Source organism: Hymenobacter humi (assembly GCF_042665855.1).
Taxonomy (GTDB): Bacteria; Bacteroidota; Bacteroidia; order Cytophagales; family Hymenobacteraceae; genus Hymenobacter; species Hymenobacter humi.
On sequence record NZ_JBHTEK010000001.1, the window covers coordinates 3,577,206 to 3,597,241 of the forward strand.

Annotated in this window: 20 protein-coding genes, 1 tRNA gene and 2 pseudogenes; 17 read left to right on the forward strand and 6 right to left on the reverse strand. The window is 60.8% G+C overall.

Annotated elements, in window-relative coordinates; translation table 11 throughout:
• Positions 1 to 537 precede the first annotated feature (537 nt).
• The 7 genes and pseudogenes from ACFQT0_RS20165 to ACFQT0_RS20195 form a co-directional block, all read left to right on the forward strand.
• A pseudogene (locus tag ACFQT0_RS20165) lies at positions 538 to 1,071 on the forward strand (dicarboxylate/amino acid:cation symporter); the annotation flags it as partial.
• A 55-nt stretch (positions 1,072 to 1,126) separates the two neighbouring features.
• A complete protein-coding gene (locus tag ACFQT0_RS20170; protein WP_380204923.1) occupies positions 1,127 to 1,762 on the forward strand; it encodes a dicarboxylate/amino acid:cation symporter in 636 nt (211 codons plus the stop codon).
• 177 nt (positions 1,763 to 1,939) lie between these two features.
• Positions 1,940 to 2,599: a hypothetical protein gene (locus ACFQT0_RS20175; RefSeq protein WP_380204924.1), complete on the forward strand. Its 660-nt coding sequence runs from the start codon at positions 1,940 to 1,942 to the stop codon at positions 2,597 to 2,599.
• Between the two features lie 113 nt (positions 2,600 to 2,712).
• Positions 2,713 to 3,273 carry a hypothetical protein gene (locus ACFQT0_RS20180; protein WP_380204925.1) on the forward strand — a complete coding sequence of 187 codons (561 nt, stop codon included), beginning with the start codon at positions 2,713 to 2,715 and terminating at the stop codon, positions 3,271 to 3,273.
• A 75-nt stretch (positions 3,274 to 3,348) separates the two neighbouring features.
• Complete coding sequence (locus ACFQT0_RS20185; RefSeq protein WP_380204926.1) at positions 3,349 to 3,924, forward strand: hypothetical protein; 576 nt, start codon at positions 3,349 to 3,351, stop codon at positions 3,922 to 3,924.
• Positions 3,869 to 4,900 carry a hypothetical protein gene (locus ACFQT0_RS20190; RefSeq protein WP_380204927.1) on the forward strand — a complete coding sequence of 344 codons (1,032 nt, stop codon included), beginning with the start codon at positions 3,869 to 3,871 and terminating at the stop codon, positions 4,898 to 4,900. The genes ACFQT0_RS20185 and ACFQT0_RS20190 overlap by 56 nt, the downstream gene beginning before the upstream one ends.
• 8 nt (positions 4,901 to 4,908) lie before the next feature.
• Complete coding sequence (locus tag ACFQT0_RS20195; protein ID WP_380204928.1) at positions 4,909 to 5,712, forward strand: hypothetical protein; 804 nt, start codon at positions 4,909 to 4,911, stop codon at positions 5,710 to 5,712.
• An 86-nt stretch (positions 5,713 to 5,798) separates the two neighbouring features.
• Here the strand turns inward: ACFQT0_RS20195 and ACFQT0_RS20200 are convergent, their stop codons facing one another.
• The 3 genes from ACFQT0_RS20200 to ACFQT0_RS20210 all read right to left on the reverse strand — a co-directional run bounded on the left by ACFQT0_RS20200 (position 5,799) and on the right by ACFQT0_RS20210 (position 6,678).
• Positions 5,799 to 6,251, reverse strand: a complete 453-nt coding sequence (locus ACFQT0_RS20200) for a phosphatase PAP2 family protein (RefSeq protein ID WP_380206086.1) — start codon at positions 6,249 to 6,251, stop codon at positions 5,799 to 5,801.
• On the reverse strand, positions 6,137 to 6,493 hold the full coding sequence (locus ACFQT0_RS20205; protein WP_380204929.1) for a hypothetical protein: 357 nt from the start codon (positions 6,491 to 6,493) through the stop codon (positions 6,137 to 6,139). Before ACFQT0_RS20205 ends, ACFQT0_RS20200 begins: the two co-directional genes overlap by 115 nt.
• Positions 6,494 to 6,596: 103 nt before the next feature.
• Positions 6,597 to 6,678 (reverse strand) — tRNA-Leu (locus ACFQT0_RS20210).
• A 190-nt stretch (positions 6,679 to 6,868) separates the two neighbouring features.
• Here ACFQT0_RS20210 and ACFQT0_RS20215 point away from each other — a divergent pair.
• From ACFQT0_RS20215 to ACFQT0_RS20235, 5 genes are all read left to right on the forward strand, one after another.
• A complete protein-coding gene (locus ACFQT0_RS20215) occupies positions 6,869 to 7,576 on the forward strand; it encodes a class I SAM-dependent methyltransferase (protein ID WP_380204930.1) in 708 nt (235 codons plus the stop codon).
• A 159-nt stretch (positions 7,577 to 7,735) separates the two neighbouring features.
• Positions 7,736 to 8,407: a M61 family metallopeptidase gene (locus ACFQT0_RS20220; RefSeq protein ID WP_380204931.1), complete on the forward strand. Its 672-nt coding sequence runs from the start codon at positions 7,736 to 7,738 to the stop codon at positions 8,405 to 8,407.
• Complete coding sequence (locus ACFQT0_RS20225; RefSeq protein ID WP_380204932.1) at positions 8,379 to 8,777, forward strand: M61 family metallopeptidase; 399 nt, start codon at positions 8,379 to 8,381, stop codon at positions 8,775 to 8,777. Before ACFQT0_RS20220 ends, ACFQT0_RS20225 begins: the two co-directional genes overlap by 29 nt.
• Before the next feature lie 34 nt (positions 8,778 to 8,811).
• Entirely contained in the window at positions 8,812 to 9,603 is a 792-nt protein-coding gene (locus tag ACFQT0_RS20230; protein WP_380204933.1) for a PDZ domain-containing protein, read from the forward strand.
• A 234-nt stretch (positions 9,604 to 9,837) separates the two neighbouring features.
• Positions 9,838 to 10,848: an MBL fold metallo-hydrolase gene (locus ACFQT0_RS20235; RefSeq protein WP_380204934.1), complete on the forward strand. Its 1,011-nt coding sequence runs from the start codon at positions 9,838 to 9,840 to the stop codon at positions 10,846 to 10,848.
• Positions 10,849 to 10,854: 6 nt separating this feature from the next.
• Here the strand turns inward: ACFQT0_RS20235 and ACFQT0_RS20240 are convergent, their stop codons facing one another.
• A complete protein-coding gene (locus tag ACFQT0_RS20240; protein ID WP_380206087.1) occupies positions 10,855 to 11,943 on the reverse strand; it encodes a thioredoxin fold domain-containing protein in 1,089 nt (362 codons plus the stop codon).
• A gap of 383 nt (positions 11,944 to 12,326) precedes the next feature.
• Between ACFQT0_RS20240 and ACFQT0_RS20245 the strand changes: the two genes are divergently transcribed.
• The 5 genes and pseudogenes from ACFQT0_RS20245 to ACFQT0_RS20265 all read left to right on the forward strand — a co-directional run bounded on the left by ACFQT0_RS20245 (position 12,327) and on the right by ACFQT0_RS20265 (position 17,698).
• On the forward strand, positions 12,327 to 13,700 hold the full coding sequence (locus ACFQT0_RS20245) for a sodium:solute symporter (protein ID WP_380204935.1): 1,374 nt from the start codon (positions 12,327 to 12,329) through the stop codon (positions 13,698 to 13,700).
• Positions 13,701 to 13,706: 6 nt separating this feature from the next.
• Complete coding sequence (locus ACFQT0_RS20250) at positions 13,707 to 14,207, forward strand: energy transducer TonB (protein WP_380204936.1); 501 nt, start codon at positions 13,707 to 13,709, stop codon at positions 14,205 to 14,207.
• A 53-nt stretch (positions 14,208 to 14,260) separates the two neighbouring features.
• Positions 14,261 to 16,094 (forward strand): annotated as a pseudogene (locus ACFQT0_RS20255) (ABC transporter ATP-binding protein).
• Between the two features lie 68 nt (positions 16,095 to 16,162).
• A complete protein-coding gene (locus ACFQT0_RS20260) occupies positions 16,163 to 16,699 on the forward strand; it encodes a hypothetical protein (protein ID WP_380204937.1) in 537 nt (178 codons plus the stop codon).
• Positions 16,700 to 16,807: 108 nt separating this feature from the next.
• Entirely contained in the window at positions 16,808 to 17,698 is an 891-nt protein-coding gene (locus ACFQT0_RS20265) for a DUF2911 domain-containing protein (RefSeq protein ID WP_380204938.1), read from the forward strand.
• Positions 17,699 to 17,826: 128 nt separating this feature from the next.
• Here the strand turns inward: ACFQT0_RS20265 and ACFQT0_RS20270 are convergent, their stop codons facing one another.
• Positions 17,827 to 18,618, reverse strand: coding sequence for an SDR family NAD(P)-dependent oxidoreductase (locus ACFQT0_RS20270; protein WP_380204939.1), 792 nt, complete (start codon positions 18,616 to 18,618; stop codon positions 17,827 to 17,829).
• Between the two features lie 574 nt (positions 18,619 to 19,192).
• The gene (locus ACFQT0_RS20275; protein ID WP_380204940.1) at positions 19,193 to 20,035 is read right to left on the reverse strand and encodes a glycerophosphodiester phosphodiesterase; all 843 of its coding nucleotides are present in this window, start codon (positions 20,033 to 20,035) and stop codon (positions 19,193 to 19,195) included.
• Position 20,036 lies beyond the last annotated feature (1 nt).

Genomic DNA, 20,036 nt, shown 5'->3' on the forward strand with positions numbered 1-20,036 from the left:
CGAAATCGGACAGCTGAGAGCAAGCTTTCGTCGCTACAGGCCTGAGCGCTAGCGACCTCAAATGTGCAAAGGACTTCTACCCTGCTGGCTCCTCCCTATCGACGCGGGCCGCTTGTAAGTCAAGGTTAGCTCAACTTCCAGCTGGCCGATGGGTGCCGCCCCGGGCAGGCCCGGTGCCCGATTCGGATACGACTCGCCTGGCTTGAACGCGGCAATTTTATTGGCTCAACCCCTACAGCGGCGGGCGGAGCAAAATTGCTGGCTGGATATTGCCGTTCTTTAAGCCCGCAATTCGTTCCCGCCCCTTTTCTAAGTTTCCCATTTAATAGCCTGATGAAGTCGCGTCCCGCCATTATATTCTTCCTGCTGCCCTTTATCGCCGGCCTTGTGGTGCTGCTGCTGAATAGCACCAACCTGCTGGCCGTGCCCGGCACCCTGCCCCTGTCGCTGGGCATGGCGGCCCGCTGGCTGGCCTTGCTGGTGCTGGCGGTGTTCGTGTCCCGCCGCGGCTCGCTCACGCTCTGGATAGTGTTCAACATGCTGGTGGGCATTGCCCTGGGCTACGACTCGCCCCAGGTGGCCATGAGCCTGAAAGTGCTGAGCGACGCCTTCCTGCGGCTGGTCAAGACGATTATCGCGCCGCTGGTATTCGGCACGCTGGTGGTGGGTATCGCCGGGCATTCCGACCTGAAGCAGGTGGGCCGCATGGGCATAAAAGCCCTGGTATACTTTGAGGTGGTAACTACGTTTGCCCTTTTCATCGGCTTGGCGGCCATCAACTTAACCAAGGCCGGCGTGGGTATCACCCAGGCCGCCGGCGAGGCCGACAAGCTGCAGGCCGCCGCCCCCCAAACGGTATCGGACATCATCCTGCACATCTTCCCCGAAAACATAGCCAAGTCCATTGCCGAGGGGCAGGTGCTGCAGGTCGTGATTTTCGCCATCATCTTCGGCATCGGCCTGGCCATGACGCCCGACAAGTTTCGCCGGCCCATGCTGGCCTGGAGCGAGGGCCTGAGCGAGGTGATGTTTAAGTTCACCAACGTGGTGATGTTTCTGGCGCCCCTGGGCGTGGGCGGGGCCCTGGCCTACACCGTAGGCAAAATGGGCCTGGCGCCGCTGTTCAATGCCTTCCAGCCTGCTGCTCACGCTCTACGGCGCGCTCATTGCCTTCGTGCTGGTGGTGCTGCTGCCGGTGGCCCTGATTGCGCGCGTGCCGCTGCGCCGCTTCATTGCCGCCGTGGCCGAGCCGGTGAGCATTGCCTTTGCCACCACCTCCAGCGAGGCCGCCCTGCCGCGGGCCATGGAAGCCATGGAAAGCATTGGCGTGCCGCGCCGCATTGTGGCGTTTGTGATGCCCACGGGCTACTCCTTTAACCTCGACGGCACCACGCTGTATCTGTCGCTGGCAGCCGTATTTGTGGCTCAGGCGGCGGGCGTGCCCCTCACCTTCGGCCAGCAGCTGCTCATGGTGTTTACCCTCATGCTCACCAGCAAAGGCGTGGCGGGCGTGCCCCGGGCCTCGCTCGTGATTCTGCTGGCCACGGTGGCCTCGTTTAACCTGCCGGCCTGGCCCGTATTCATCATTCTGGGCATCGATGCCCTGATGGACATGGCCCGCACGGCCGTGAACGTGTTGGGCAACTGCCTGGCCTCGGCGGTGGTGGCCCGTTGGGAAGGCGAGTTTATTGACGACTACCAGGGGCCCGACCCGACGCTGGTGCCAGAAGTGCTCCCGGACTATCAGAAAGCCGGGCATTAACAAACAAGATATAGCTTCGGCCACGTTTTTTCGCGCCATTCGCCGAAAAAAGGCCCGCGTGCCAACCGCCTTGTCTACTTTAGCCTTCCGTTGCAGCATTGCCCGGCTTACCCGCTGGTTTTTAGCATTTTTCGCTTATCGTTTTTCCTTTTCTCTAATCTTCATTAACTTACATCTATGAAACTTACTCGTCAACTCGCTCTACTGGCACTGGCCCCGGCCCTGCTGGTAGCCCCTGCCTGCGTGTCGGTAAAGTCCATGATGAAAGGGACTCCTTCGGCCGCCATCTCCACCCGTTTGCCGGCCCTGGAAGTGCTGGCCGACCAAGGCCCGCTGGCCATGAACGACGGCGCGCTGCCCGAAGACCCCCTGAAGCTGTTTCAGCAGGAGTGCATGACCAACTTGACCGAGCCCACCGACACGGCCACGTTCGGCTACGCCAAGCTGATAGTGAAGAAGGTGCGCACCGTGCGCACGGGCCGCGGCCTGCAGGGCATTCAGGTTGTCACGTTTATGCTGCCGGCCGTGCTGGGCATTCCGCTGGAGTGGTACAAAACCACCCTGCAGGCGGAGGTGCAGGTGAGCGACGCCGCCGGCAACCTGATTGGCTCGTATGTGGGCACCGGCACTTCGGCGGTGAAAGTGGCCATGTACCACGGCTACTCCCAGACCACGGCGCCCCGTCTGGCCGACATCATTGCCCTGCGCGGCGCCATGGCCCAGATTCGGCCCCAGCTCGACACCGCCACGGCCCGCCTGCGCCCGCTGCTGATGGCCGGCGGCACCGTCGAGAACCCCACACTGCCTTCGTCGTCGGTGGTTACGGGCAGCCGCTAAACCGCCGCGGGCACCGTTCCCGTATTCCTCTACAGTATTCGTTCGGCCCGTAGTGCCTCGCCTCTCCCGGTATCGGGGTGGCAGGTGCTGCGGGCCTTACCTTTGTGCTCCCTATGGCCCACCTTCTGCCCTTCCGGTTTTCTACCCTGCTTTGCCTCACGCTCGCGCTGCTGCTCAGCGGCTGCTGCGCCAACAGTGTCTGCGACTGCCAGGACGAGGAGGCCGATGCCATTCGGCTGCATTTTGCCCGCGGGTTTAGCTCAACGGAGGCGGATACGGTCATTATTCAGCGCTCTCCCCTGCCCTACCAGGCCACCAACAAGTTCGAGTCGGTGACGCTGATTCGGACCGCGGCGCGGTTTCGCGACACCATTGTCATCAACAACAACACGCCTTTTGCCCAGGCCGGCACCACCAAGCTCAACGGCTACCGCTATGAGGTTCAGTACCTGGTGCCGAAGCCCAAAAGCAAGCCGGTGCCCACCACCGTGCTTGTTATCGACAGCGTGCGGCTGCGCGGCAGCCTCGACGGCAGCGGCTGCTGCACCTGCTACACCAACACGGCCAAGACGGTATTTGCGCTCCGAGCCAGGCGCAACAGCACAACGCCCGACAGCGCGCTGGTGGTGGACCTGAAGCAAGCGCCCAGGCAGTCCATCGAACTCACCAAATAGCCGGGCCGGTAGCCGCCGGCGTATAGTACCCGCCGCGCTGCAACGAATGGCCGGCCCCGCGTGTTTTTTGTTCCTATGCCTGCTGAATCTCTACTCCCGCTAGCTGCCCCGACCCTCTCCGCCGCCCGCAAAGCGGCCGCGCCTTCGCTGTTTCCGTTTCGCTCCACGCTCAGCCTTGAGCCGCTCATTGCCTACTGGCAAAAGCGGGAGCAAGCCAGCAACCACGGCGTGGCCCTGCTGGCCCGCGCCATCTCGGCCCAGGTGGCGGAGTCGCCGTGGGTGCGGGGGCCGCTCACCGACCTCAAGGCGCTGGAAGGCGGCTGCGACCTTATTGAGACCCTGATGCTGGCCGTGTTCCCGCCGGCCTCGTTTGCCACCGACATCAGCGGCGTGGTGGGGCCTTTTCAGCGGCGTTGCTTCTATTCCACGAAGCTGTTTGATGAGGTGATGCTCAACAAGGACCGCACCATCAAGCAGCCGCTGAACATCGACCTGTCCGCCATGGAGCGCCAGATGGGCCTGATGGCCTACCACCTGGTGCTGCACCGGGTGTACGGCGCCGAGCCTGCCGCCCCTGGGCAACATCATCTTCACGGTGCCCGACTACCAGGTGGGCCTGTACCGCCACTACGGCGTGGGCTTCAACTCTGATTTTGTGACGGTGAAGGTGGTGGGCGAGCCACCGGTGCTCACCCCGGAGCAGCTCGATGCGCTGATTCATAACCGCCAGCAGGCCGAATTATGGCTGGAGCTGCTGCCGCCGGAGCATTTTGAGCTGGAAGGCTTCAACCTCATCCAGCTCGTGGACGTGACCGAGCAGGAGATTCTGTCGGAGCTGAAGTACGACCTGCTCGAGCACAACGTGCTGCAAACGCCGGCCCGCTTCGAGCAGATTCAGGAGAAACTGCGGGTGCTGTTTGCCCAGCCGTCGCTGCAGCTGGGCATCGCGGCCTACGATGAAAAGAAGCGCGCTTTTGTGGACTTTGGCCGCAAAATCAACCACAGCTTCCTCACCAAGCAGGTGCAGCACCAGTCGGCCGATAGCAGCTTCCGCCTCATCTACGAGCGCCTGCTGCGCGAGCGCGAGCCGCTGGTGCTCAAGAACGTGGCCACGGCCGACATCCCCGAGGACCTGCGCGAGCAAATCATTGGCTTGGGCATCAACTCGGCTATTCTGGCCTTGCTGCCCTACGGCAACGATACGGTGGGCCTGCTGGAGCTGGGCACGCTGGAAGTGGGCGGGCTCGACGAGTTTTCGCTCGACAAAGTGGCTCAATTCCTGCCCTTGTTTGCCGTGGCCGTGAAGCGCAATGCCGAGGACCTGCAGACCCGCATTCACTCCATAATCCGCGAGAAATTCACGGCCATTCACCCCACCATGGAATGGCGCTTCATGGACGCGGCCCGCAACCTGCTCGGCCAGATTGATGCCGGCAACCGCACGGCTGAGATGGAGCCCATCGTGTTTGAGGAGGTGTACCCGCTGCACGGCTCCTGCGACATCCGCGGCAGCAGCACGGCCCGCAACGAAGCCATTCAGGGCGACTTGATTGAGCACCTGACCCTGGCCAACAAGGTCCTGAAAAAGCGTCGGACTACCAGCACCTGCCCATTCTGGACGAGCTGAAGTTCTACGTGACGAAAAACCTGAAACGCCTCCGCGAAGGCATGCTGACCGGCGACGAGGCCAACATTTACGACTCGTTGAGCCGCGAAGTAGAGCCGTTGTTTGAGTACCTGGCCAAGCACACGCCCGAGCTGCAGCCGGTCATCGGCAAATACTGGGACAACATCGACCCCAAGCTGGGCATTCTCTACAAGCGCCGCAAGGACTTCGAAATCAGCGTAACCACGCTCAACGACGCCGTGAGCGACTTTCTCGACGACGAGGAGGAAAAGGCGCAGCACATGTTTCCGCACTACTTCCAGCGCTACAAGACCGACGGCGTGGAGTACAACATCTACGTGGGCGCGGCGCTGGTCGAGAACAAGCCGTTTGACCTGGTATTTCTGAAGAACCTGCGCCTGTGGCAGCTGCTCACCATGGTAGAGATTACGCGCCGCACCGCCGCGCTCAAGGAAAGCCTGCCCGTTCCGCTCGAAACCACGCAGCTCATCCTCATTCACGGCCAGTCGCTGAGCATTCGCTTCCGGCAAGACGAGCGGCAGTTCGACGTGGACGGGGCGTACAACATCCGCTACGAAATCATCAAAAAGCGGATTGACAAAGCCACCGTGCTGGGTACCGGCGAGCGCCTCACGCAGCCCGGTACCATTGCGCTGGTGTACGCCCAAAGCCGCGAGGCGGTGGAATACTACGAATACATCGACTACCTGCAAGACCGCGGCCTGCTTGAAGACACCGTGGAAGAGCTGGAGCTCGAAGAGCTGCAGGGCGTGAAAGGCCTGCTTGCGCTCCGGGTGCAAGTGAAGCTGTGATGAGGTGATGAGGTTAAAAGCTTGTTCCGCTTTACCCATTGCTTTATCGCTTCCTTTCTCCATCACATTTCAACCCCATCACCTCATCACCTCATTACCTCTTCACTATCCCCCAGCACTTCTCTTTCCTCTTTCCAGAAAAGCTTAATACCGAGCCGGCAGGCCACGAGCCACGCTATCCCACCGGCAAAACCAGCCAGCACGTCGGTGGCGTAGTGGGCGTGCAGGTACACCCGCGTCAGCCCAATCAGGCCGGCCCAAAGCAGCAGAGGCGCCACCCAGCCGGGGCGGCCAAAGTGCTTGGCCATCAGCCAGGCCAAGCAGCCGTAGGTGGTCATGGCCAGCATGGCGTGGCCGCTGGGAAAGCTCAAACCCAGGGTTTGGAGCAGGGCGTTGCTGGGCCGGGGACGGCCAAAATACGCCTTCAGCAGCTGGTTGAGCAGGATGCCGCCGCCCATGGCCAGCACCAGCTCCAGGGCTTCGCGATGGTAGCCGGCCCGGCGCAGCAGCAGCGGCCCAATAATACCAGCGGGCAGCAGAAACGGCATCGCCGCAAAAAAGTAACAAACCGCACGGGCCCGGTGAGCCCCGGCATGGCGTAGCGCAGCTCGTCCATCAAGCCGGAAGCCCAGTTATCGAGGGCCAGAGACTTGTCGACAAACACGACCCGGGTCAAGTAGAAAAACACTCCAAACGCCGCCACAAACAACACTGCTCCCAGCACAATTTCAACAGTCAGCAGGCTAATCAGGGCCAGCAAACGGGCGGTGAGGCGATTCATAGGCAGGGCTGCCGGTGAAGAGAGTAGACGAAAAGAGGCACAAGACTAGCACCAATACGCAAAACAAAAAAGCCAGCCCACAGGGGCTGGCTTTTTTAGAACGTGCGCTCGGGGAGACTCGAACTCCCACACCTTGCGGAACTGCCGCCTGAAGACAGCGCGTCTACCAATTTCGCCACAAGCGCATGCAGTGGACCAAAAACCGCGCTTCCCGTTAGGAAGTGGGCCTTTTGATGGTGCAAAGATACACGCCCATTTTGCAGCGGCGCAACTCCCCCAGCATCTTTTTCGCGTTTTGACCAGTTCAGGCCACATCGGCGATTGTTTTTCAGTTACTTGCCGAGGCATTTTTTTCTTGCCACCCCGCTTTTCTGCATGCCTAACCTGTCTGCCAGCCCTCCCCTGCCCCCGGCCAACACCGAACCGCCTACCGGTTTCGACCGGGTGGCGTGGTGCTACGATGCGCTGGCGGGCCTCGTGTTTGGGCCGGCTCAGAAGGCGGCGCAGCGGGCCGCACTAGACGGCCTTCCCCAGGGTACTCCGCACGTGCTTATCCTGGGCGGGGGCACGGGCTGGGTGCTGACGGAAGTACTGCAGCGCCGTCCCCGGGCCACCGTGCTGTACCTGGAAGCATCGCCCAACATGCTGGTCCGGGCCCGCGAGCGGTTGAGCCAGGACTGCCCGCAGGCAGTGGCCCAGGTTGAGTTTCGGCACGGGACCCAGGCGGCGCTCAGCCCAACCGAGGGCTTCGATTGCATCATCACTTTTTTTGTGCTCGACTGCATTGCTTTGCCGGAAATTGAGCCGGCGCTGGCCCGCCTGCGGGCGGCGCTGCGCCCGGGGGCGCCGTGGCTGCTGGCCGATTTCCGGCCGGCCCGGCGCGGCTGGCGCCGGGCTTTGCTCCAGGCTATGTACGCGTTTTTTCAACTTACCACGGGCCTGCGGGCGCGGGAACTGCCCGACCTGCACCCGGCTCTGGCTCGCCTGGGGCTGGAGCCGGCCCATAGCAGTGTGTTTTATAGCGGGGCGATAGAAGCCGCCGTTTTCACCGAAGTCGGAGCTTCCGCCACCGGCCTTGCGTAGCAGGGGTTCAGCCCAGCAGGCGCAAAACATAACTTTTTCATTGGTAGAGGCCTGTTGTCAGCTCAATTTGCTATTCTTGTTGCAGGTTCTCCGCAACTTTGCTTTCACATTCAGCTCAATTTCACAGCTGGCAAATTCATTGCGACTTTCTTCCTGCTCATGCAAAAGCTGGTTACGGCTACCATTCTATCAGTCTGTTTTTTAGGCACCCCTCTAGCTCAAGCCCAGTCCAAGGCCGAGGTGGGACCGGCGGTGCAATACGCCGTGTCGTTTCCCAACGCGGTGCACCACGAGGCCCGGGTGACGGCCACGTTTGCGGGGCTGCCGAAAGGGCCGCTGCACGTGCGCATGGCGCGCTCGCCGGGGCGCTACTCCCTGCACGAGTTTGCCAAAAACGTGTACTATGTGGTGGCCACCGATGGCAACAACCGCCCCCTGTCCATCAACCGGCCCGACCAGTACGGCTGGGACGTAACGCCCGGGCCCGATGGGAAGGTAGTGTTTAGCTACACCCTGTACGGCGACCACACCGACGGCACCTACGCCGGCATCGACCAGCAGTATGCCCACCTCAACATCCCGGCCACGCTCTGCTACGCCACGGGCCTGGAAGCCCGACCCGCCGAGGTGAAGTTTGACCTGCCCGCCACCTGGAAAGTGGCCACCCAGCTCCGGGCCGGCGCCGACAAAAACACTTTCACGGCGCCCAACCTGCAGTACCTCATGGACAGCCCGGTGTCGCTGGGCGAGCAGCAGGTGCGCACCTGGCCCGAGGGCGACCAGACCATTGAGCCTGGCCGTGTTGTTTCAGGGACCGGCGGCCGACCTTGATGCCTACGCCAAGAAGGTGCAGCGCATGGTTAAGGAAGAAAAAGGCGTGTTCGGCGAGTTGCCCACCTTCGACTTTGCGCGCTACACCTTCATTGCCAACTACCTGCCGCAGGCTACCAGCGACGGCATGGAGCACCGCAACTCCACTTCGCTCACCAGCCCCCGCTCGCTGCGCCCCGAAGAAGGCACGCGCAACCTGGGCACGGCGGCCCACGAGTTTTTCCATGCCTGGAACGTGGAGCGCCTGCGCCCGCGAGACCTCGAGCCCTTCGACTTCCAGCGCGCCAACATGAGCGACGCGCTGTGGCTGGCCGAGGGCTTTACCCAATACTACGGGCGCCTGGCCCTGCGCCGGGCCCAGCCTGATTGAAGACGAAGAATTCTGGGGCGACATCGGCCGCTGGGTGAACCTGCGCCAGAACAGCCCCGGCGCCCGCTTCGCCTCCCCCATCGACATGAGCCGCTACGCCGCGTTTATGGATGCCGCCTCGAGCATCGACCCGCTCAACTCGGCCAATACCTACCTGTCGTACTACGACCAAGGCGCCGGCATTGCCCTCGTGCTCGACCTGCAGCTGCGCCAGAATCACAACACCACGCTCGACAAGTACATGCAGGCCCTATGGCAGCAGTTCGGCAGCAAGCAGCAAGGCTACGCGCCGGCTAACCCGTACACGGTAAGGGATTTGCGGCGCGTGCTGGGCGAAATCAGCAAGGACACGGTGTTTGCCAACGGCTTCTTTCGGCAGTACGTGTACGGCCACGAGCAGCCCCGCTTCAGCGAGAGCTTGCTGGCGGCGGGCCTGGCCCTGGTTCCCAGCCGCACGCAAGGCCCGGCCCTATCCCGGCAGGTGGAGTTCGACAAGCAGGGGCGCTGCCTGGTGGCGGCCAACACGCAAATCGGCTCGGGCCTCTACAAAGCCGGCATCGACCGCGGCGACCAGATTCTGGTGCTCGATGGCAAACCCATCAAAAGCGCCGCCGACCTGGAGGGCGCCCTGCGCAAGCACTCGCCCAGCGACGTGGTGTTTGTGAAAGTGAAAACCCGCGGCGGCCTGGAAAAAACCACCCAGCTCATCCTCGCCGATGACCCTGTGGTGCAGGTGAAGCCGGTTGAAACCATGGAAAAGATGGTGTACTCGCCCACCCAAAAATCCCTGCGCGAAGCTTGGCTGGCGAGCCAGGCCGCGAACTAATGCCGCCCCGCTCGGTTTGAATTCACCTTGTTATACTCTTCTATACTCGTCGCGAAATGAGCTGCGAAAAGCAGGCGGATGTAGAGACGCAATATTTTGCGTCTCGTCGTTGAACGAAATCGTCTGATGAGCCAAGCGCAGGACGTTCGACGACTCGTGCTCGCAAGCCGCCTCGCGACGAGTATAATTGCCCGATTGCCTCGCGTGGTCGGGCAATTTTTATAATTCCTTATCATGGCCAAGATTTCCTACCTCCGCAACGACAAGCTGCCAACCGTGCGGCCGGGCTACCCGGGCAACAAGCTTTTCGGCGATGCCTTTGCCAACGGCGAGGACCTGTTTAAGCCCAGCTTTGCCAACGTGCTGAAATGGCAGCTTTCCACCAATCCGCAAAAGGAAGAAAAGAAGCAGGACACCTGGGTTCCGGCCGTAGTAGACTGCAACGCCGCGTTTTCGGCTACCGAAGACCTGCTGGTGTGGCTGGGGCACGCCAGCTTCCTGCTGCGGGTACAGGGCAAAACCCTCCTGTTTGACCCAGTGCTTTTTAGCTCAATTGGGCTGCGCCACCGCCACCCCTTGCCATTCCAACCCGAGGCGGTGCGGGGCATCGACTACCTCCTGCTCTCGCACGGCCACCGCGACCACCTGGACGAAAAATCCCTGCGGCTGCTGGCCCAACAGAATCCGCAGATGCAGGTGCTCACGTCGCTGCGCATGGCGCCGCTGCTGCAGGGCATGGCGCCCACCCTGCCGGTACAGGAGGCCGGCTGGTGGCAGCAATACGACCTGGGCCCCAACGCGCCGCTGGAAATCGTTTACCTGCCCGCGTCCCACTGGCACCGCCGCGGGCTGGCCGACATGAACCGCGTGCTCTGGGGCAGCTTCCTGATTCGGGCCGCCGACAAGCTCATCTACTTTGCCGGCGATACCTCCTACGCCGACCATTTCGAAGCCATCGAAAAACAGTTCGGGCCCGTTGACATTGTGCTGATGCCCATTGGGGCCTACAAGCCTGCCTACATGATGGCCAAGAGCCACGTGAACCCGCACGAGGCCGCCAAGGCCGCCAACGTGCTGCGGGCCGGCCACGTGGTGCCCATGCACTACGGCACCTTCAGCCTATCCGACGAGCCCGCTTCGGAACCCCTACGGCAGCTCACCGACATTGCAGCGGGCGGCATGCTGCGCGGCGAGTTACACGCGCCGGCCGTGGGCGAGGTACTGCGCTGGCAGGATTGGGAATAGCCGGTCCTATTTCCTGATTTCTGCCAGAAGCGCAGTGGCGTCTTCGGGGCTTGTGCCGGCTTTGGTTGCCAATGCCAGGGCCTCGGTTGCAACGGTAGCAGCTTCGGTGTCTTTGCCCAGCTTGTGCAGCAGTTTGGCTCTCGTAAGCAGATTCAGCTCGCTTCTCTCGGCGGCAATGACTTGCTGAATTATCGGGTCGGCTTTGGCCAGCAGGGCTTTGTCATTCACAAAAGCCGTGAGGAAGGCCGTGGCCTCGTAAAGGGTGTAAGTGTCCTGAGGAGCAAACTCCTTCCCGTAGGCAAGCGTGGCATCAACGTAAGCCGGCCAGTTGCGCTGCCTTAGTAAGTACTGAACTTGGGCAAGTTCCTGCCACTGCTTGGCCTGAGTGGGCAGCAGCCGCGCAATTGATTTCTGCAGGTTTCCCAGCCCAACCAAGTCATTCTTCTCACCAAGGGTATGGGCTGCATTGCTGATGATATTCCGGCTTTTCTTAGCTACAGCCTCTTGCCCAAACTGCGCCACAAAGGCGGGCTGATGCTGCAGGAAATACTGCGACGCCGGCGACTCGTAAGCCACGTACTGATTGAAGACGTATTCCAGGTTTCTCCGGGAAGTCATCTCCTTCGCACTCTGGGTTTTCAGGTACTCGCCCGTTACTTGGTTAAGAAGCGCTTGTTCCTGCATGATTCCCGGGGCGCTGCTGAAGGCGTACAGGAAAGGTGCTGTCCGGTCTCCCGCAGCGTACCGGTCTTTCAGGGCGAAATAGGCCTTGCTGGGGTCGAGGGCATCCTTGCCATCCTGAATAAATTCCGCGGCGGGCTTGCCGTTACCGCTGCGGTGTAGCGGCTTGCCTTCGGCCGTGAAGTACAGGTAGGCGGGCAGCGACTGAATGCCATACCGGGCGGCCAGCAGTTTGCCCTCGCCTTCGTCGATATTGGCCTTGTAGCTCACAAAATGGGCGTTATAATAACGGGCCACCGCGCTGTCGGGAAAGACATCGCGCGACATCCCCACGCAGGGGCCGCAGCTGGGCGACCACGCATAGAAAAAATGGGCTTGTGCTCCTTTTTGGCCGTGGCCAGCACCTGCGCCCATGCCGCACTTCGAAAGTTTACGGCAGTGGTTTGCCCAAATGCCGCCGTGCTGCAGCACAGCACTAAAATCAGGTTGAAGAGGTAGCGCATCCGGAAAGAGATGGTAGAAACAGGTGGCATGGGGTTGAGCAAAACCCTTGAGGCTGAAATATAGGCATGATTATTCCTTACAGGTCGAAGCCTCGTGCATTAGCCTGCGCTGCTGGGCCACTGCTATGGTACACGGCAGCGCTTATGCGCGCTACCTTTGCCCCTTATGTCGCCAACTCTAGTTTTAAGCCTCGTTGCGGGCTACTTCGCCGTTCTCATCGTCATTGCCGTCCTCACCTCGCGGGGGCCACGAGCGAAAGTTTCTTTGTAGCCAACCGCAACGCCCCGTGGTACATGGTGGCGTTTGCCATGATTGGCACCTCGCTCTCGGGCGTCACGTTCATTTCGGTGCCGGGCAACGTGTACGGCAAAAGCTGGAGCTACCTGGCTGTGGCGCTGGGGTTTGTGGCCGGCTATGTAGTCATTGGCACGGTGCTCATGCCGCTGTACTACCGGCTGCGGCTGGTGTCCATCTACACTTACCTCGACCAGCGCTTTGGCTACTGGAGCTACAAGACCGGCGCGCTTTTCTTCCTGATTTCCCGGTCATTGGGCTCTGCCCTGCGGCTGTACCTGGTGGCGGGCGTGCTGCAGCTGGCCGTGTTCGATGCCATGGGCGTGCCGTTTTCGGTGACGGTGGTGGTCAGCATCATGTTCATCTACCTCTACACCTTCAAGGGCGGCCTCAAAACCATTCTGTGGACCGATACTTTCCAGACGCTGGCCATGCTCAGCTGTGTGGCCCTGAGCATCTACTTCATGTCGGATGCGCTGAACTACTCGTTCAAGCAGCTCGTCTCCGCGGTCACCGACAGCCCCATGTCGCAGGTGTACTTCTCGGATTTCCGGGACGATAAGTTCTTCTGGAAGCAGTTTGCCTCGGGCATGTTCATCACCATCGTTATGACCGGCCTCGACCAGGACCTCATGCAGAAAAACCTGAGCTGCCGCAGCCTGGGCGAGGCCCAGAAAAACCTGTTCTGGTTTACGCCGGTTATCGTGTGCGTCAACATCCTGTTCCTCACCCTAGGCGTGCTGATGTACCAGTACGCCGAGGCCCGCGGCCTCAAGCTCGAGCAGCTGCCCCAACTGCTCAACCTCAAAGGCACCCTCGATACCGACAAGGTATTTCCCTTCCTGGCCACCACGCAGTTTTCGCTCGTAGCTGGCATCATTTTCGTGCTGGGCATCATTGCCGTGACCTACGCCTCGGCCGACTCGGCTCTGACGGCCCTGACCACCTCGTTCTGCGTCGATTTCCTCGACATCAGCAAGTACCCCGAGAAGCGGCAGACCACGCTGCGCCAGCTCACCCACCTGGGCTGGTCGGTGGTGCTGATTATCATCATCCTCATTTTCCGCGTCATCAACGAGCAGAGCCTGATTGACGCCGTGTACAAGGCGGCGGGCTTCACCTACGGGCCGCTGCTGGGACTGTTTGCGTTTGGCATCCTCACCAAGCGGAGCCTGCGCGACCGGCTGGTGTTGCCCACCTGCGTCACGGCCGTGCTGCTCACCTGGCTCATCGTATCGCACTCGGTGGAGTGGCTCAACGGCTACAAATTCGGCTTCGAAATCTTGCTTTTGAATGGGGCCTTGGTGTACTTGGGCCTGCTCGCCATTTCGCGCCCCGCCGGCGTGAACCCGATAACTCAACCTGCGGTTTAACGACTTATGAACAAGACACTCTTCGCGTTTTTGCTGCTGCTCGCGGCTGCTCCGGTGGCTATGGCCCAGCAGCCGACTCCGGCCGCTCCCGCTCAGGCTCCCATTGTGCTCAAGCCCGGGCAGATGCAGGTGCAGGCCCGCCCCGCCGCCAACCGCCCCGACCGCGCGCCGGTGTACCCGGGTGGAGAGCAGGCCCTTGGGCTGTTTTTTCTGGAGAACATAAAATATCCGGAGGCCGCGCGCGTCAAGCAGCTTAGCGGCATCGTGCTGGTCACGGCTACGGTGAACGCCGACGGAACCATTACCAACCCCGTGGTGGCCAAGTCGCTCTCGCCCGAGTGCGACGCCGAGGCCCTGCGCGTGGTGCCGCTGATGACCGGCTGGCAGCCCGCCATGCGGCGCGGACGCCCGTTGGCCGTGCTTATTCAGTTACCCGTGCCCTTCGGTGGCGCTGGCGCAATCAAGGTGGAGCAAAACGCCCGCCCTCAGCCCAAGCCCCGACGTTAAGACTATTATTCGTGAGAGCTGCGCCCGCGCAAGGCTCTGATTTTATTTATTGAATGGCTCGTAGTGGATTGAATACCAGCGGCGATGTCGGCGCCGACGTCCCCAAGCCCAAGCTCACCAAAGAAGCCTTTCGGCGTACCCTGCGGGTGTTCCGCTACGTGCTGCCTTACAAGGGCAATTTCATAGTGGGCATGGTGCTGCTCTTGCTTAGCAGCACCACCACCATGATGTTTCCGTGGATAATCGGCAAGCTCGTGGACGTGGCCAACGGCAAGCCCGTGATACTGCCCGGCGGCATGATAGTGGGCGTCGACCGCATTGCCATTGGGCTTTTTGGGGTGATTGTGTGCCAGGGCCTCTTTTCGTTTGGGCGCATCTGGTTTTTTACCCGCGTTAGCGAGTTCACGGTGCGCGACATCCGGCAGGCGCTCTACGCCAAGTTTGTGTCGCTGCCCATTCCGTTTTTCGAGAAAAACCGGGTGGGTGCTATCACCTCCCGCATTACTTCGGACGTAGCCCAGATTCAGGACACCTTCTCCTTGACTTTGGCCGAGCTGTTCCGGCAGGTTACGACGCTGCTGGCCGGCATTGTGTTCATCATGGTGGTGTCGGTGAAGCTGTCGCTGTTCATGCTGGCCACGTTTCCGCCCATTGTGGTGCTGGCCATGGTGTTTGGCCGCAAAATCCGGGTGCTGGCCAAAACCACCCAGGACGAGCCTGGCCAAGGCCAACGTCATCGTGGAGGAAACCCTGCAGGGCATCAACACCGTGAAGGCGTTTACCAACGAGCAGTTTGAAACCCGGCGCTACACTGCCTCGCTCTCCAAGACCGTGCGGGCGGCGCTAAAAAGCAATTTGTACCGCGGCGCCTTCGTCTCCTTCGTCATCATTGGCTTGTTTGGCGGCATCATTCTGGTGCTGTGGCGGGCGGCCACGCTCACCCAGTCGGGCCAGATGACCATCGGCGACCTCACCTCGTTTGCGCTCTACACCATGTTTATCGGCGCCTCGGTGGCCGGCTTGGGCGAGCTTTACGGCAAGGTGCAAAGTACATTGGGAGCCTCCGAGCGCATTCTGGAAATTCTGGATGAGAAGAGCGAGCCCACCCACCTGCCGCTGCCCGCGGGCCAGGCGCCCCTGCAGCTGCACGGCGACATCGAGTACCGCCACGTGGCGTTCACCTACCCCACCCGGCCCGATTTGCCGGTGCTGCAGGACATCAACTTTGAAATTGCGGCGGGCGAAAAAATTGCCCTGGTGGGCCCCAGCGGCGCCGGCAAAAGCACCATCGTGTCGCTGCTGATGCAGTTCTACGACCTCAGCGGCGGCGAAATCCTGATTGATGACCGGCCCATCGGCTCGTACGACCTCACGGAGCTGCGCCGCCACATCGGCATTGTGCCCCAGGAAACGCTGCTCTTCGGCGGCAGCATCCGCGAGAACATTGCCTATGGAAATACGGCGGCTACCGATGAGGAAATCATTGCCGCCGCCCGCAAAGCCAATGCCTGGCAGTTCATCGCCTCCTTCCCCGAAGGCCTCGACACGGTGGTGGGCGAGCGTGGCATCAAGCTTTCGGGCGGGCAGCGCCAGCGCGTGGCCATTGCCCGCGCCATCCTGAAAAACCCCGTCATCCTGCTGCTCGACGAAGCCACTTCCGCGCTCGATTCGGAGTCGGAGAAACTAGTGCAAGGCGCCATGGACGAGTTGATGAAAGACCGCACCTCCATCATCATTGCTCACCGTCTTTCGACGATTCGCAAGGTGGATAAAATACTGGTGATTGACGGCGGCCGCATCGTAGAGCAAGGCTCGCACGAGGAACTGGCCGATAACGAGAATGGGCTGTATGCGAACCTATTGAAACTGCAGTTTGAGTTGAGCTAGATTTGGTAGTTCCCACCAATTAATACATACCATCTGGATGCAGGACTTTATTACCTTAGGCATTCGTAATGAGCCACGCGAACGTGATAGCGAGTGAAGTCCGCTTTAATACAGTAGGAGAAGAACCTAGGTCTCATAAAATAGCGTTTTACGCATTCTTAACGGGCATTTTCATTTTTGGCGTTGGTTTTACTCTCAGCAAGTTTGCCTACTCGCTAGGCACAGATTTGCAACCAATAGGCGTGCTACTTGGCTTTGCCGCCTGCTTGTGGTTCGCAATTCGGATAGCCACAGGAAAGAGCGGCCGTAGAATCAATGACCAAGAGGTACTAATTCAGCCTGACACCATTGCCCTGCCTCATCGCAACATAGACTTGCATACCGTAAAAGTCATTGATGCAACGCTTGAGTATAAGGGCGGAATTACTCACGGTGGCTCATTAAGAAGTATGGCAAACGGAACTGGAAATTGTATCCGGCTCGTGTACAAGGATGCTTCGGAAGAATCAATCCGGTTTTACATACCTCACGCTTCACAGCTTGAAATACTGCGGAAAATATTGCAAGAAGCTAGGCAGCGGCATGCATTCTTATTAATTATGTAAGCGGCTTGTTGGTCTTGTAGCTCGATGCAGAAAAACAAAACCCGCGCCCCCGGCGCGGGTTTCGTATTTTTAGCCCCACAAACCCATCACCAATTCCCTCCCCTTCTGATGAGCAAGCACTTGCTGAATCTTACCGCTACCCTGGCTACGGCCGTTACGCTGCTGGCGGCACCGGCGGCCCAGGCCCAAATTCGGACGCCTGCAGCCAGCCCCCAAAGCACCGTTACGCAGCGCATCGGTCTCACCGATGTGACGATTGTTTACTCACGCCCCAGCCTGAAAGGCCGCGCGGCGTTTGGCGAAAAAACGCCCCTGGCTCCCCTGGGCCAGCGCTGGCGCACGGGCGCAAACGCCACCACCAGCATCAAGTTCTCGGATGACGTGACCATTGATGGCAAGAAAGTACCCGCCGGCGAGTACGGCATCTACACCATTCCCCGCGCCAATGAGTGGACCGTGGTGCTGAACAAGAGCCTGAAGCAAGGCGCCGATGTGGAAGGCTTTAAAGAAGACCAGGACGTGGCTCGCCTCACCGTGAAGCCCTACAAAGTGGCCGGCAAGGTGGAGAGCTTTACCATCAACTTCACGGACCTCACCCCCGGCACCGCCAACGTGGCCATGGAATGGGGCAACACCGGCGCCAAATTCAAAATCACCGCTGACGTCGACAGCAAGGTGATGGCGCAGATTGACGAGAAAATCACCAAGAACGCCAACCCTTCGGCCGGCGACCTGGCCGCCGCGGCCGTGTACTACGCCGACAACAACAAGGACCCGAAGCAAGCCGTGGCCTGGATGGAAAAAGCCAACGCCACCGACGCCAAGTACTGGAACCTGCACTCGGAAGCCAAAATGCGCCTGAAAATGAAGGACTACGCCGGCGCCATCAAAGCCGCCGAGGCTTCTAAGAAAGCTGCCCTCGCCGCCACGCCCGCCAACGGCGAGTACGTGAAGATGAACGAGGAACTGATTGCCCAGGCCAAGAAGGCCGGCAAGTAAATCCGGAAGCATTTCGGGCCGGATTTTCACCTGAAGGAAATCATCCGGTTATTTGCCTAAAAAGGCCGCAGCATAAGTGCTGCGGCCTTTTTTATGCCGGCTTGGGCTGCGGGCAAGCCCCAAAAGGCTTACCTGTGCGCCGGATGCAGCTGGTTGTTCATGATGGTGGCCAACATGGAATCGGGCAGCACCAGGCTGCTGAAGAAGTTGACCTTGGCGGCCATGGTGGGCAGGCTGCGGGCGTCGCCTTCCATCAGGGCATCATAGCCTTCTTCGGCCACCGCCCGGGCCGACACGGTGTGCTGGGCGGCGCGCGTGTTCTCGGCGTGGGCCACTTGGAAGAAGTTGGTATCGGTGGGCGGCGGGCACAGCACGGTCATGGTTACGGCCGATTTCTGCTGCTTCAGCTCGTGCTGCACGGCTTCGGTGAAGCTGAGCACAAAGGCTTTGGTGGCGGCGTACACGGCCTGGCAGGGGCTGGGCGTGAAGGACGCCAACGACCCTACCTGTAGAATCCGGCCGGCGTTGCGGGCCAGCATATCGCGCAGGTAAAGCTTGGTGAGGTGCACCAGCGCAGTCACGTTCACCTGAATGATGGCCAGCTCGGTGGCCATGTCGGTATCGGAGAAGTAACCGGTTTCGCCAAAGCCGGCGTCGTTGGCCAGCGCGTCAATCTGCAGGCCGCGCGCCGTGGTTTCGGCGTACAGCTGGGCCGGTGCATCCGGCAGGCTCAGGTCGTAAGGCAGGAGCACGATGTCGACGCCCTCGAACTCCTGGTGCAGCAGGCGGGCTGCTTCCTTGAGCTCGTCGAGGTGGCGGGCCACCAGCACTACCCGATAATCGTCGCGGGCGAAGCATCGGGCCAGTTCGAAACCGATGCCACTCGATGCTCCAGTAATTAATGCGGTTTGGTCGTTCATGGCTTTAAAGGGGTTAGGTGTAATATTTCTTGCCGAAAAGCAGCAGTTCATCAACTTGCCAGCCAAGGGAACTAGTCACACCGGGCCCCTTGGTTGCCCCGAAGCTCTAAGCGCCGCCCTTCAGGCAGAAGCTTCAGCTTGTATAATTTACATAATTTTTGTTTATTATCCGCGGGACCTGTTTCTCAGGAGCATCTTCACAGGTTTCAGTCTTTCGTCCTTTCAAACTCATTACAAAGACACACGCCCCGGCATTGGGCTGCAGCGGATTTCCCAGCTCAATACCAGAGCAGTTTATGAACCTCTGCGAATGGGCGGGTGACACCTCCCCCGGCCCTTCTCCGGTGGAGAGGGGAGCCACGGCACAAGGCTCAGCTCAACTTCAAATTAAAAGCCCCGGCTCAAAATTGAGCCAGGGCTTTTCTGTGGTTAGCGTCAGGCTTCCCTCTCCACCGGAGAGGGGCCGGGGGTGAGGCGACTGGTCGCCCCGCTCTGCATCACGGCAGAACCATTATTCTGAAGCGCTTGAACGCTCCCTCCTACTACCGCCGTCCCTGCATAATCAGCAGGCGCTTCACGTTGTCGACCTCCACCTCGTCGGGCTGAGTGGCCAGCAGGTGCCGGATGGCCTTGGGGAGCGCCCGCCGAAGACCACCACGGAGAGGCCCGCGGCGTGGGCAGCGGCAGATTGAGCTGGCGTCACGCGGGCCGCGTCCAATACCACGGTATGGACCTTGGCATTTTTGGCAAGGCGCAGGCCGGCTTCAAATTCATCGGAGGCGATTTCGAGGCCGATTTGGAGAGCTGGCAGGAAAGTGCGGGCCAAGGGAATCGTGGTGGCTTGCTGCGTCACCAGCAGCACCTGCTGCGGGGGCACGCGGTAGCGGCGCAGGCTTTGGGCCAGCTGGCGCAGAAGGGCGGGCGTGCGGTCCTGCTGATGGCCGGCGGGCAGGCAGAGGTCGTCTTCGTGCAGGTCGAGGTGCAGGCGCGGGAAGGGGCCGCGCCGGCTCAGGCGGGCCAGCAGCGTGTCGAAGGTGATGGGCCGCTCGTGCTGAACCCAATCGTAGGGCCAGCCGCCGCGGTAGCGCAGCTGCACCAGCTGGGCGGCCGGCAGCTGGCTCACGCAGCCTTTGCCGGTGCTGTTGTCTTCCAGCTTCTGGTCGTGGTACAGCATCACCACACTGTCCTGGCTGAGCTGAATGTCTACTTCGACCCCATCGGCGCCCAGCCGCAAAGCGTGGCGGATGCCGCGCCAGCCTGCTCGGCGGCCGGAAGTTGAATGGGCTGATGGGCGTAAAAAGCCCGAGCCGGCGTGGCCCAACACCAGCAGCTTGGGGTTGGCTACGGGCCTGGTGGTGGTGCAGGCGACCAGCGTCAGCGCCAGCACAGCCCCCGCCAGAAACGATGTAATTTTCATG